The organism is Amycolatopsis methanolica 239, from assembly GCF_000739085.1.
Taxonomy (GTDB): domain Bacteria; phylum Actinomycetota; class Actinomycetes; order Mycobacteriales; family Pseudonocardiaceae; genus Amycolatopsis_E; species Amycolatopsis_E methanolica.
Window position 1 is genome coordinate 1,993,293 of sequence record NZ_CP009110.1, and the last position, 12,652, is coordinate 2,005,944.

14 protein-coding genes are annotated in these 12,652 nt (G+C 73.1%); 11 read left to right on the top strand and 3 right to left on the bottom strand.

The window, feature by feature from the left end; all coding sequences use genetic code 11:
* Window positions 1–23: 23 nt before the first annotated feature.
* Together AMETH_RS09710 and AMETH_RS09715 are read right to left on the bottom strand one after the other, a co-directional pair.
* The gene (locus AMETH_RS09710) at window positions 24–533 is read right to left on the bottom strand and encodes a GNAT family N-acetyltransferase (RefSeq protein WP_017981248.1); all 510 of its coding nucleotides are present in this window, start codon (window positions 531–533) and stop codon (window positions 24–26) included.
* Window positions 530–1,078: a helix-turn-helix domain-containing protein gene (locus AMETH_RS09715; protein ID WP_017981249.1), complete on the bottom strand. Its 549-nt coding sequence runs from the start codon at window positions 1,076–1,078 to the stop codon at window positions 530–532. The genes AMETH_RS09710 and AMETH_RS09715 overlap by 4 nt, the downstream gene beginning before the upstream one ends.
* 453 nt (window positions 1,079–1,531) lie before the next feature.
* Here AMETH_RS09715 and AMETH_RS09720 point away from each other — a divergent pair, with 453 nt between their 5' ends.
* The 9 genes from AMETH_RS09720 to AMETH_RS09760 all read left to right on the top strand — a co-directional run bounded on the left by AMETH_RS09720 (window position 1,532) and on the right by AMETH_RS09760 (window position 10,972).
* Window positions 1,532–2,449: an ABC transporter ATP-binding protein gene (locus AMETH_RS09720; protein ID WP_017981250.1), complete on the top strand. Its 918-nt coding sequence runs from the start codon at window positions 1,532–1,534 to the stop codon at window positions 2,447–2,449.
* Window positions 2,446–3,174 (top strand): ABC transporter permease, encoded by a 729-nt coding sequence (locus tag AMETH_RS09725; protein WP_017981251.1) that lies wholly within the window; start codon window positions 2,446–2,448, stop codon window positions 3,172–3,174. Before AMETH_RS09720 ends, AMETH_RS09725 begins: the two co-directional genes overlap by 4 nt.
* Entirely contained in the window at window positions 3,171–4,313 is a 1,143-nt protein-coding gene (locus AMETH_RS09730; protein WP_223843094.1) for a sensor histidine kinase, read from the top strand. The genes AMETH_RS09725 and AMETH_RS09730 overlap by 4 nt, the downstream gene beginning before the upstream one ends.
* Window positions 4,310–4,915 carry a response regulator transcription factor gene (locus tag AMETH_RS09735; RefSeq protein ID WP_017981253.1) on the top strand — a complete coding sequence of 202 codons (606 nt, stop codon included), beginning with the start codon at window positions 4,310–4,312 and terminating at the stop codon, window positions 4,913–4,915. The genes AMETH_RS09730 and AMETH_RS09735 overlap by 4 nt, the downstream gene beginning before the upstream one ends.
* Window positions 4,916–4,940: 25 nt before the next feature.
* Window positions 4,941–5,573, top strand: a complete 633-nt coding sequence (locus AMETH_RS09740; protein WP_017981254.1) for a YdcF family protein — start codon at window positions 4,941–4,943, stop codon at window positions 5,571–5,573.
* 254 nt (window positions 5,574–5,827) lie between these two features.
* Window positions 5,828–7,078 (top strand): deoxyguanosinetriphosphate triphosphohydrolase, encoded by a 1,251-nt coding sequence (locus tag AMETH_RS09745; RefSeq protein ID WP_017981255.1) that lies wholly within the window; start codon window positions 5,828–5,830, stop codon window positions 7,076–7,078.
* The gene (locus AMETH_RS09750; RefSeq protein ID WP_017981256.1) at window positions 7,078–7,971 is read left to right on the top strand and encodes a YwqG family protein; all 894 of its coding nucleotides are present in this window, start codon (window positions 7,078–7,080) and stop codon (window positions 7,969–7,971) included. The genes AMETH_RS09745 and AMETH_RS09750 overlap by 1 nt, the downstream gene beginning before the upstream one ends.
* Before the next feature lie 93 nt (window positions 7,972–8,064).
* Entirely contained in the window at window positions 8,065–9,177 is a 1,113-nt protein-coding gene (locus tag AMETH_RS09755; protein WP_017981257.1) for a serpin family protein, read from the top strand.
* A gap of 10 nt (window positions 9,178–9,187) precedes the next feature.
* Complete coding sequence (locus AMETH_RS09760) at window positions 9,188–10,972, top strand: glycosyl transferase (protein WP_017981258.1); 1,785 nt, start codon at window positions 9,188–9,190, stop codon at window positions 10,970–10,972.
* On the opposite strand, the gene AMETH_RS09765 is transcribed toward AMETH_RS09760, so the two are convergent.
* A complete protein-coding gene (locus AMETH_RS09765; protein WP_017981259.1) occupies window positions 10,969–11,412 on the bottom strand; it encodes a MarR family winged helix-turn-helix transcriptional regulator in 444 nt (147 codons plus the stop codon). The genes AMETH_RS09760 and AMETH_RS09765 overlap by 4 nt on opposite strands.
* A 64-nt stretch (window positions 11,413–11,476) precedes the next feature.
* Between AMETH_RS09765 and AMETH_RS39795 the strand changes: the two genes are divergently transcribed.
* Window positions 11,477–11,968: an MFS transporter gene (locus tag AMETH_RS39795; protein WP_223843095.1), complete on the top strand. Its 492-nt coding sequence runs from the start codon at window positions 11,477–11,479 to the stop codon at window positions 11,966–11,968.
* On the top strand, window positions 11,953–12,639 hold the full coding sequence (locus tag AMETH_RS39800; RefSeq protein WP_017981261.1) for an MFS transporter: 687 nt from the start codon (window positions 11,953–11,955) through the stop codon (window positions 12,637–12,639). The genes AMETH_RS39795 and AMETH_RS39800 overlap by 16 nt, the downstream gene beginning before the upstream one ends.
* Window positions 12,640–12,652 lie beyond the last annotated feature (13 nt).

A 12,652-nucleotide genomic window follows, 5' to 3' on the forward strand; every position in this document is an offset into this window, starting at 1 on the left:
ACCAGGGCTTTTCCGTGCCGGCGTCAGAGGCTCTTGTAGAAGAACGTGGTCGGCTTCAGCGTGCCCGACGGGTCGGCGGCGTAGTCCGGCACCGTGCCCGCCTCCGTCCAGCCCGCCGCGGCGTACAGGCGCGCGGCGGGGCTCCCCGTCTCGGTGTCCAGCACCAGCAGCGTGATCCCGGCCGCGCGGGCGCCGCGTTCGGCCTCCGCCAGCAGTGCCCGGCCGAGGCCGCGGCCCCGCGCGTCCCGGTGCACCAGCAGCTTCGCCAGTTCGCCGCGGTGTGGCGCGTTGGGCAGTTGCGCAGGCCGGACCTGGACGGTGCCGACCAGCCGGGTGCCGTCCCAGGCCGCCCAGACCAGGGCGCGCCCCTCGGCCACGTCGTCCGCGAGCCCCTTCCACCAGGCCCCGGCCGACGCGGCGTCGAGCGGGGCCAGGAACCCGACGGAGGCGCCGCCGTTCGTGCAGTCCGCGAGCACCTCGCCAAGGGCGGGCACGGCGGCGGCGAAGTCCGCGGTGGACAGTCGCGTGATCACGGCACCACCAGCACCAGCAGATAGCGGGCCGGTGCCGGACCGGAACACACGAACCGCGTCGGTCCCCACAGCCGGAACCGCAGGCAGTCGCCGGGTTCGAGCACGTGGGCCTCGCCGTCGACCGTCAGCTCCAGGCTCCCGTCGAGCAGCCACAGGTGCTGCTCCAGACCCGGTACGGACGGTGCGTCGTACCGGATGTCGGCACCGGGGCGCAGCGTGGCCTCGACGACCTCCGCGCGCAGGGCCGGGTGCGGCGGCGACACCGAACGCCGCACGAACCCGCTGTCCTCGTCGGTCCACACGCTCTGCGCGGACGCCCGTACCACCTGCGCGCCCTCGGCCTCCACCTCGGTCAGCAGGCGCGACATCGGGCGCTCGTAGACGGTGCACAACTTGCCCAGCAGGGACGCGGTCGGGCTGATCTCGCCGCGTTCCACACGGGACAGCGTCGAGCGGCTGATCCCCGAGCGGTCGGCGAGCTCGTCGAGCGACCAGCCGCGTTCGGCCCGCAGTTCGGCCAGCCGCGCGGCCAGGCGATCCTCCATGGTTCTCACATCAGAGACTGTATCCCAGATCTGGGATTCGAAGGCGGGTACCGTTGCTGACGCCACGCCCGGACCGGGTTCCGGTCAGCGATCGCGACCCCTACATCCAGTTCCACGACCGGGCGCAGGCGATGGGCTGGCTCGGCAACCGGTGGGGCATGAACGACGCCGGCTGGGAGTATCCCCTCGCCGCGCCGGGATCTTCACTGGTCACCTGTTTCCAGGTGGGAATCGAACCGGTGCCCGGCGACAGGCCGTTACCGGTGCAACCGTTCCTCCGCTGCGCGGGAGACCAAGGGCCGCCCCGGGACCACGTGACGTTCCAGGGGACGCGCGTGTCCCCTTGCCGCTCACCATGAGCCGCGCGGCGGCAACCGAACCCTGACACTTGTCACGGCCGGATCATGACGCTCGGCCTGCGAACCGGGACCTTCGCGGCGGCACGCTGGGCGTATGGACGGAACACAGACCCTGACCCGGGCCGCGGTGCGGCTGACGGGCCTGCGCAAGCACTACGGCGAGGTGCGCGCCGTGGACGGCGTCGACCTCACCATCGCGCCCGGCGAGGTGGTCGCGCTGCTCGGCCCGAACGGCGCGGGCAAGTCGACGACGGTCGACATGCTGCTCGGCTTGACCACGCCCGACGCCGGCGAGGTCTCGATCTTCGGCACGACCCCCGCCGAGGCGGTGGCGCGCGGCGCGATCGGCGCCATGCTGCAGGGCGCCGCGCTGCTGGAGGACGCGACCGTCGGCGAGATGGTCGGCATGATCGCGTCGCTGCACCGCAAGCCGATGCCGGTCGCCGAGGCGCTGCGCCGCGCCGGCATCGAGGACCTGGCGAACCGGCGCGGCACCAAACTCTCCGGCGGCCAGAAGCAGCGCGTGCGGTTCGCCGTCGCCCTCGTCAGCGACCCGGACCTGCTGGTGCTCGACGAGCCGACCGCCGCGATGGACGTGGGCAGCCGCCGCGAGTTCTGGAGGTCCATGCACGCCTACACCAACACCGGCCGCACCGTGTTGTTCGCGACGCACTACCTGGAGGAGGCCGAGGAGTTCGCCGACCGGGTCGTCCTGATGCGCAGCGGGCGGATCGTCGCGGACGGCACGGTCGCCGAGGTCCGCGCGCTGGCGAGCGGGCGGACGCTGCGGGCCGCTGTGCCGGAGGCCACCCCGGCGGCGGTCGCGGACCTGCCCGGCGTCACCGAGTACGAGGTGCGCGGCGGCCGGATCGCCGTGTCCACTTCGGACTCCGACGCCACGCTGCGGGCGTTGCTGGCCCGCTTCCCGGGCGCGCACGACATCGAGATCACCGCGATCGGGCTGGAAGGCGCCTTCCTGACCCTCACCGCCGACGAGGAGAACCACCGATGAGCCGGAAGTTCCTGATCCTGGAGATCCGCCGCGTGCTGCGCGCACCGCGGTTCCTCATCTTCACCGTGGCGTTCCCCGTTCTGATGTTCCTGCTCTACGTCGGCATCTTCGCGCGCGGCGACCAGGACGCTGTCGCGCCGCTGATGGTCGGCATGACCTCCTTCGGCGCCATGTCGGCGGCGCTGTTCGTCGGCACGCGGGTGGCGGTCGAGCGCAAGGCCGGCTGGCAGCGGCAGCTGCGCCTGACGCCGCTCTCCGGCGGCGGGTACCTGACCGCGAAGGCCGCGACCGGCCTGACGCTCGCGCTCGCGCCGGTGATCCTCGTGCCGCTGGTCGGCGCGCTGACGCAGGGTGTGTCCCTCGGGGCGGGCAGCTGGCTGCGGGTGACCCTGGGGGTGTGGCTCGCGGCGATCCCGTTCGCGCTGATCGGGCTGCTCATCGGCCAGGTCGGCACGGCTGACTCGGTCCAGCCGATCACGCAGCTGGTCATGCTCCCGATGGCACTGCTCGGCGGCATCTTCATCCCGGTGGAGGCGATGCCGCACTGGCTGCTGCAGATCTCGCACGTGCTGCCGAGCTACTGGATGGCGCAGGTCGGGCGCGGCGCGGTGACCACCGACCTGACCACGAGCCTCGGGCAGGACGTGCTGTGGCTGGCCGTGTGGACCATGGCGATCGGGGTCGCGGTGGTCCGGCGTTACCGTAAGGATTCCGCGCGGGTGTGACGGGGGAGAGAAGCACGGTGGCCGACACCGACGACAGGACGCAGTGGTGGAACGAGCACGCCGCCGGACGGCCCCGCCCGCGGTTCGCGCGCCGCTGGCCGCTCGCCGGGACAGTGTTCTACCTGGCCAGCGCAGTGCCGGTCGGCCAGCGACTCGACCCGCTGCTCATCGTGCTGCTCGTCGCCTACGGCTTGTGCTACGTGACCTTCCCGTACTTCCTGCTGTCGCACCGGCGGATGCGGGTCCGGCTGCCGTTCGCGCTGCTGATGCTCGTGCTCGGGTGGGCGGTGCTGCTCCAGGGCGCCAGCATCTACATGCTCCTCTACGCGACGCTGGCGATCGCGATGAGCATGCCGGCGGGGTGGGTCCTGGTGTTCGACGGCGCCGCGGTCGCCGGGTGCGGGCTGCTGCTGCTCGTCCACAACGACGTGCGCGGCACGCCGTCGGACATCGGCACGGTCGTCGGCATCACCACGGCGACGTTCTTCATGGGCCGGCTCGCCCAGACGGTGCGACGTCTCCGGCGGGCCAACGAGGAGATCGCCGCGCTGGCGGTGAGCGCGGAGCGGGAACGGCTGGCGCGGGACCTGCACGACATCCTCGGCCACAGCCTCACCACCATCGCGGTCAAGGCCGGTCTCGCCCGGCGGCTGATCGAGACCGCGTCCGACGAGGAGCGCGCGCTCACCGAGATCCGCGAGGTGGAGGCGCTGGCGCGCAGCGCGCTGACCGACGTGCGCGCGACGGTGTCGGAGTACCGCGAGGTGTCGCTGTCCGCCGAACTGGCGGGCGCGCGGGCGGCGCTGCGGGCCGCGGAGATCGACGCGGAACTGCCGAGCGCGGTCGACAACGTGCGGCCGGAGCTGCAGAGCGCCTTCGGGTACGTGCTGCGCGAGGCGGTGACGAACGTGCTGCGGCACTCCGGCGCCAGCCGGGTGAAGGTGCGGCTGGGGCGGAACTGGCTGGAGATCTCCGACAACGGCCGCGGCACCGAACCGGCCGCGGCCGGCAACGGGTTGCGCGGGCTGGCGGAACGGCTGGCCCAGCTGGGTGGCACGCTGCAGGTCCGGGCCCGGCCCGGGGAGGGGTTCCAGCTGCGGGCCGAGGTGCCCGCGGCGAAGCCGGTGGAGGTTTCGTGATCCGGGTGCTGCTGGCCGACGACCAGGCGATGGTGCGGGGCGCGCTGGCGACTGTGCTCGGGCTGGAGCCGGACATCGAGGTGGTCGGCCAGGTTGGGTCCGGCGACGAGGTGCTCGCCGCGGCGAAGGAGACCGCGCCGGACGTGGCGCTGCTCGACGTCCAGATGCCCGGCACGGACGGCCTGTCCGCGGCCGCCGAGCTGCACGCGGCGTTGCCGTCGTGCCGGATCATCGTGTGCACCACGTTCGGCAGGCCCGGTTACCTGGCGCGGGCGATGGCCGCGGGGGCGGCCGGGTTCGTGGTGAAGGACTCGCCGCCGGAACAGCTCGTCGACGCGGTCCGCCGGGTCCACAACGGACTGCGGGTGGTCGACCCGGCGCTGGCCGCGGAGTCGCTGGCGACGGGGGCGAGCCCGCTCACGCCGCGCGAGCACGAGGTGCTGCGCGCGGCCAGCGACGGCGGCACGGTGTCGGACGTCGCGCGGCGCCTGCACCTGTCCGAGGGGACGGTGCGCAACCACCTGTCCGCCGCGATCGGCAAGACCGGCGCCCGCACCAGGGCCGAGGCCGTCCGGTTGGCGGAGGAGCGCGGCTGGCTGTGAAGACCCGTCTGGGAGGATGACCGGGATGGGTGAGCGGGTGAGCTGGGTGCGCCGGGCCGTGCTGGGCACGGTGCTGGTGCTGCTGATGGTGGTCGCCGGGACGGCGTTCCGGGTGTGGCAGGTGGCGCGCGAGGACGACCGCACACACGCCGACGCGATCGTGGTGCTCGGCGCGGCGCAGTACAACGGGAAGCCGTCGCCGATCTTCCAGGCGCGGCTGCGGCACGCGATGGACCTGTACGAGGAGGGGGTCGCCGACCGGATCGTCACCGCGGGCGGCAACCGGGCCGGTGACGCGTACACCGAGGCCTCGGCGGGGGCGAACTGGCTGATCGAGCAGGGCGTCCCCCGCGAGGCGACGCTGGCGATCGGCGAGGGCAGCGACACGCTCGGCAGCCTGCGCGCGGTGGCCGGCGCGTTCGGCGAGCGGGGGTGGCGGACCGCCGTGCTGGTGAGCGACCCGTGGCACTCCCTGCGGGCCCGCACGATGGCCAACGACGCCGGCCTGGACACCTGGACCTCGCCGACGCACCGGGGGCCGATCGTGCAGACGCGGGAGACGCAGTTCGCCTACATCTACCGCGAGACAGGCGCGTTGTTGTTCTACCGGCTGACCAAGACCCCGGCCGACAACATCGGCGGCACCGGGCTGGGCTGAGCCCGGCTGGCTGTGGCGGCTCCTGGCGGGCGCGGCACGGAGGAAGTCGCGACGGCTTTGGTCGGCTGTTTCGTTCGGTGCGCGGTGCGGCGGAGGCCGGCTGCCTGGTCCTGTTCTCTCGAACACCTCGCCCGCAGGCGGGCGGCGTCGGCGGATTCCACCTCGCGTTCCAGTCGCCCCCGCACGAGTGGGCATATCGTGGGTCCTGGTCAGAACCCCCCGGAAATGTCGGTGGGTGCCCGTAGAGTTGCGGGGTGTACAGCGAGCACGATCAACAGCGGTGGCTCGACGAAGCGCCGAAGCGGGCGGCGCTTCCCGGGTCGCGGCCGGACGGCCGGAGTGCGTTCGCGCGGGACCGGGCCCGCGTGCTGCACTCGGCGGCGCTGCGCCGTCTGGCAGGCAAGACCCAGGTGGTCGGGCCGGGGGAGGGCGCCGAGGTCAGCGGGGTGCCCCGCACGCGGCTGACGCACTCGCTGGAGGTCGCGCAGATCGGGCGCGGCATCGCCGAGGAGCTGGGCGCCGATCCGGACCTGGTTGACACGGCGGGGCTGGCGCACGACATCGGGCACCCGCCGTTCGGGCACAACGGCGAACGGGCGCTCGACGAGGTGGCGCAGTCGTGCGGCGGGTTCGAGGCCAACGCGCAGACGCTGCGCATCCTCACCCGGCTGGAGCCGAAGGTCGACTCGGCCGGGCTGAACCTGACGCGTGCGTGCCTGGACGCGTCGACGAAGTACCCGTGGCCGCGGCGGGCGGGCACGGCGAAGTTCGGGGTGTACGCCGACGACCGGGAGGTGTTCGACTGGATGCGGGCAGGCGCGCCGGAGAGCCGCACCTGCCTGGAGGCGCAGATCATGGACTGGGCCGACGACGTGGCGTACTCGGTGCACGACGTCGAGGACGGCGTGCTGTCGGGCCGGTTGTCGCTGTCGGTGCTGGCCGACCCGGGGGAGCGGGCGGCTGTGGCCGAGCTGGCGGCCAAGCACTTCTCGCGGCTGTCGGTGTCCGCGCTGGAGGGAGCCGCGCGGGACCTGCTGGACCTGCCGGTCGTGGCGGAGCTGGCGCGCCCCGGGGTCGACTCGACGCCGCACGGGCAGATCGCGCTGAAGCGGATGACGAGCGAGCTGGTCGGCCGGTTCGCGTCCGCCGCGGTTACCGGAACCCGCGCCGAGTACGGCGACGGCCCCCTCACCCGCTACGCCGCGAACCTGGTGATGCCGGAACGCGTGGCGGCCGAGGTGGCGCTGCTGAAGGCGCTCGCGCTGCGCTACGTGATGAGCGACCCCCGGCGGCTCGCCATGCAGGCCGGCCAGCGCGAACTGCTGGCCGAGCTGGTGACGGTCCTGGCCGAGCGCGCGCCGGAGCCGTTGGAGACCGCGTTCAACCCGGCGTGGCACGCGGCCCCGGACGACTCGGCGAGGCTCCGCGTGGTCATCGACCAGGTCGCCTCCCTGACCGATGCGCAGGCGCACGCCTGGCACCGCTGGCACACCGGACGCCACTGATGCCCACCCACGAGGCGCGGCTGCGCGCCGTCGCGCGCCGGACTCTGCCGCCGCCCATCGCCGAACGCTGGATCTCGATGATCCGGCCCGCTGTTCGCCTGCGCTCCGCGGGCCGGGGCGACCGGGTGGTCGGCCGCCTCGGCGGCTGCCCCGCCGTGCCGCACGACTTCGAGTGGCCGGTGTGGCCGGGGGAGGGCTCGCTGAGCTTCGTCGCGTCCGTCGACTGCGCGAAGCTGCCCCGCGAGTCGATCGACCCCGCCCTGCCCGCCGACGGCACGCTGTTGTTCTTCTACTTCGACGACACCCTCGGCTACTTCGACCCGGCCTTCCCGCCGCGCACCGTCGGCGTGTGGGCCCCGGAGTCGCTGACCGCGGGCGCGCGAGTCGTCCACGTCCCGGCCGGGGTGCCGGTCACCGAACGCGAACCACCCGCCGACATCGAGCCCTACGACTGGATCCCGCTGGCCGCCGCGCACCGGCTGACCGGCCCGGACTGGTCCCATCCGGGGTTCCGCGCCGCGTGCCGGGATCTGCCGGCGGGCGTCCTGTCCTTCTTCGACGACCGCGCCAACGGCGACGCCTTCATGGGTGCTCTGGCGGCGACCGTGCCGAGTCCGGCACACCAGATCGGCGGCTACGCGTTCCCGGTCCAGGACGCCGTCGAACTCGGCGTCGCTGCCGCGCACCTGCGCGCCGACCTCGTGCGCGACGAGCAGGCGTGGCCCGCGGTGCAGGAGGAAGCCCGGCGCTGGGTCGCGCTCGCCCAGATCGACTCCGACGACGAGACCGGCATGATGTGGGGCGACGTGGGCCGGCTGCACTGGCTCATCCGTCCCGCGGAGCTCGCGGCCGGGCGGTTCGACGCGGCGTCCTTCACCTGGCAGTGCACATGAGTTGTCACCCACCTGCGCCTCCTCGTCCCAGCACCTCGCGCCCGCCCCAGCACAGCCCCCGGCGCCGCGCTCCGGTCCGGTAGCGTCGGGGGCGTGACCACGCCCGAAAGTGACCATCTGCGATTCAGCCTCGCGGTTCACCGGGTCGTCGCCGGCGCCAGTGGCGACTCGGTGGTCTCGCCGTACTCCATCGCCAGCGCGCTCGGCCTCGCGAGCCAGGCGGCCGACGGCCCCGCCGCCGACGAGCTGCTCCACCTGCTCACCGGGGGCGACCCGGACATCGCCAAGCAGGCCGACCTCCTCCGCGCCGCCGCCACGCTCGACAACACCACCCGCCAGGAGGACCCGGTCCTCGCCGTCGCCAACACCCTCTGGGCCTGGGACGAGCTGCCGGTCCGCGACACCTTCCTCGCCGACCTCGCGGGCTGGCCGGGCGCGAGCGCGAAGACCGCCCCGTTCGTCACCGACCCCGACGGCGCCCGCCGGGCCATCAACGCCGACGTCGCCGAGACCACCCGCGACCTCATCCCCGAGCTGCTGCCCCCGGACTCGGTCGGCCCGGACACCGTCGCCAGCCTCGTCAACGCCCTCTACCTCAAGGCCGCCTGGCAGCACCCGTTCCGCGAAGCCACCACGCGGGACGAGCAGTTCCACAGCCCCGGCGGCCCGCGCCGCGTCCGGATGATGCGCCAGACCGAAACCCTCGGGTACGCGCACCAGGACGGCTGGCAGGTCGTCGAGCTGCCCGGTGCCGGCGTCACCGCGACCGTCCTGCTGCCCGACGGCGACCTCGCCGCGCAGGAGCCGGACCTCGACGACACCCGGCTGGCCACCCTGCTGGCCGCCCCCAAGCGCGTCCAGGTCGACCTGCGCGTGCCGAAGATCGACCTCGACCGCCCGGCCGACCTCACCGGCGCGCTCAAGCACCTCGGCGTGCGCACCCTGTTCGAGCCCGGCGAGGCCCCGCTCGGCCGCCTCACCCCGGACCCGCGCGCATTCGTCTCGGCCGTCCAGCACCAGGCGGTTCTCAAACTCGACGAGCAGGGTCTCGAGGGCGCCGCGGCCACCGCGGTCATGATCCGCACCCTGGCGGCGGTCACCCCGGCCGACCCCGTCGAGGTGCGCGTCGACCGGCCTTTCCTGCTCCTCGTGCGGCACGCCCGGACGGGTGTGGTCTACTTTTTCGCCCGCGTAGTCGAGCCCTGAGGGTGAAAGAGTGACCGCTTTGCTGCAGGCGCCCGAGACCGTGCCCGAGGTCGGAGAGGAACGGCGCCGGTTCGGCCGCGCCGACGCACTGGTCATCGGCATCTACATCGTCGCCGCGTTCATCCTCTACGCCGGGTTGTGGGTCAACCTGGGCAGCGGCGGCTACATGTACAACAGCGGCCAGGACCAGAACATGTGGGAGTGGTTCTTCGCGGTCACCGCCCACGCGGTGTTCAACTGGGAGAGCCCGCTCGGCAGCACCCTGCAGAACTACCCGGACGGCGTGAACCTCATGGCCAACACGGCCATGTTCGGGCTCGGCATCCCGCTGTCACCGGTCACGCAGCTGTTCGGCCCCACCGTGACCTGGGCGATCGCGCTCACCGGCGGCCTGGCGGGCACGTCGATCGCCTGGTACTGGGTGTTCTCGCGGCACCTGGTCACCTCGCGCACGGCCGCCGCGATCGGCGGCGCCTTCTGCGGCTTCGCGCCGGCGATGATCTCGCACGGCAACGCGCACCCGAACTTCGTGGTGCTGTTTCTGATCCCGTTCATCGTGATGCGGCTGATCCGGCTCGCGCAGGGGCACCGGCCCGTCCGCGACGGCATCATCCTCGGCCTGATGCTCGCCTACCAGGTGTTCCTGGGCGAGGAACCGCTGCTGATCATGATGATGGCGTTCGTGCTTTTCGCCGCGGGCTACGCGGTGTCCCGGCCACGCGAGGCCCTGCCGATGGTCAAGCCGATGGCGGGCGGCCTGACCGTCGCCGCGGTCGTCGCCATCGCGATCGCGATCTTCCCGCTGTGGTGGCAGTTCTTCGGCCCGCAGAGCTACCGAACCCTGGAACACGGCCCGGTCGGCAACGACACCGCGGCGTTCACCCGGTTCGCGACCGAGTCGATCGCGGGCACCCCCGAGGCCGCCGCCGACGTGTCGATGAACCGCACCGAGGAGAACGCGTTCTTCGGCTGGCCGCTGATCATCCTGATGGTCGTGCTGACCGTGTGGTTGTGGCGCAACGTCGTGGCGCGCGCCATCGCGATCTCGATGTTCCTGATGGCCTGGCTGTCGCTGGGCGTCGAGATGATCGTCAACCACGAGGAGACCGGGATCCCGGGCCCGTGGAAGCTGCTGTACGAGCTGCCGCTGTTCGACTCGCTGCTCGAATCGCGGCTCGCGATCGGGTGCATCCCGGCTGTCGCGGCGCTGCTCGCGATCGCCACGGACCGCGTGTTCGAGGCGGCGCCCGGCTTCCGCGACCGGAACCTGCCGGTGCGGTTTCTGTGGCTGGGCGCGCTGGCCGCGGTGCTGCTGCCGATCGCGCCGACGCCCTACAAGACCTACATCCGCCCCGAGACCCCGGCCTTCTTCGCCGACGGGGCGTGGCGCCAGTACGTCGGGTCCGGTTCGGTGGTCGTCGTGCCGCTGCCCAACGGCGGCGACGCGCGGGCGCTGCACTGGCAGGTGGAGGCCGACCTGGGCTTCCCGCTCGCCGACGGGTACTTCGTCGGCCCGAGCGGACCGGACGACAAGCGCGGCCGGTACGGCGCGGTGAACCGCCCGACGGCCGACCTGCTGGCCGAGGTGCGCGACAGCGGCGAGGTGCCGAACGTGACGGTGCAGCAGCGCGCCCAGGCGGTCGAGGACCTGAAGTACTGGAAGGCCGACGCGGTCGTGCTCGCCCCCGTGACCAACGGCAACGCGCTGCACCAGACGGTGGACCAGCTGCTCGGCGACCAGGCCGTCTACGTGGACGGCGTGTGGGTCTGGGACGTCCGCGCCCTGCGCGGCTAGGAGTCCAGCACCTCACGGGCCAACCGGTCGAGGTAGCTCGCGAAGCGGTGCCGGTCCTCGGCCGGCCAGTGCGCTACCAGCGCTTCGAACACCTGCTCCTGGTGCGCGTGCGACACGTTGAGGAACTCCGCGCCCGCTTCGGTGAGTGACAGCCGCGCACGGCGGGCGTCCTCGGCGGACGTGTCGCGCCGCAGGTAGCCGTCGCGCACGGCGTCCGCGATCATCCGGCTCGCGACCGACCGGTCCAGGCCCAGCTGGCGCGCCACGTCGGCGACCGTGACCTCCCCGCGCGGGGCCGCGCTGTGCACGGCCTCCACGACGTACAGGTTCTGCACGGTCGCGGTGCGCGGGGCGTCCTCGTCCAGTCGCTGCGCCACTTCCGGCGCCCAGCGCCGGGACCAGAACCGCACCAGCCGGAACAACGCGCGCCCCGCGGCCATCACGAATTCCCTCCGTCGGCGACATCCTTGCATGTGTGCAAAATGCACGCATAATATGTGTGAAATGCACGCAAAAGGCCGGGCTTTCGCCGCGCTGCTGCTCGGCATGCTGATGGCCCAGCTCGACACCACCGTCCCGTCGCGGCGCTGCCCGCCCTGCAGGCCGAACTCGCCGCGGGGACGGCCGTCGCCGGGGTCACCAGCGCCCACCTGGCCACGGCGACGATCGCGACGCTCGTCCTCGGCCGGCTCGGTGACCGAACACGACCGGCGCGCCGTCTTCACCGGGTCCGGCCTCGTCTTCGCCGCCGCGTCGGCTGCCTGCGCCGCCGTCCCGGACATCGCCACGCTCGTCGCCGCGCGAGCCGTCCAGGGCATCGGCGGCAGCGGGCTCGTCGTCACGGCGATGAGCGCGCTCGGCGAGATGGTCGACCGCGACCAGCTGATCCGCCGCGCCGGGTGGCAGACGGCGGTCTTCGCGCTCGCCTCCGTCGGCGGCCCGCCGCTTGGCGCGCTGCTCGTCGCCGGACCGGGCTGGCGGTGGATCTTCTGCTGAACCTCCCGCTGTGCCTGCTGGCGCTCGTCCTCGGGCTGCCCGGCCTGCCCACGGGAACCGGCCGGACACCGCCACTGCGCCCGGCCGTCCGCGCGATGTTCAGCGACCGCGCCACCCGCCGCGCGGTCGTCGTCACCGCGTTGTCGGGGTTCGCGTGGTTCGGCGCCTTCACCTACGTCGCCTTGGCCATCGGGCTGATCGGCGCCACCTCGGCCCTGCTCACCGCGATGACGGTCGGTCAGCCGGTCACCTCGGCGTCGTTCGCGGCATGGGCGCGCCGATGGCCGAACCTGCCCGCTTGGGAACGGCTCGGTTGTGTCAGCGGAGTCGCCTGGCTCGTCCTGCTGGCGGTCGCGCCGCAAGCCGGCGCGGCCGTGCTCGTGCCCGGGCTGTTGCTGACCGGCGCCGCATTCGGGCTCACCGCGTCGGCGTACACCCTGCTCGTGCGGACGACCGCCGCGACGGACGTGCTCGGCGCGAGCATGGGGGTGCTGGCCTTCGCGCGCCAGGCCGGAGGGGTCGCCGGCACCGCGGGCCTCGGCGCGCTCGCGGTGCTGTTCGCCGGCGGTTTCGGCAGCTCGGGGCTGACGATCGCGTTCGCGTGCGCCGCTGTCGCGGTGACCGCGGCGTTCGCTGTCACACCTCGGGCAGCCGTCTCGTCCCCACGGTAGGACCACGAAGGAG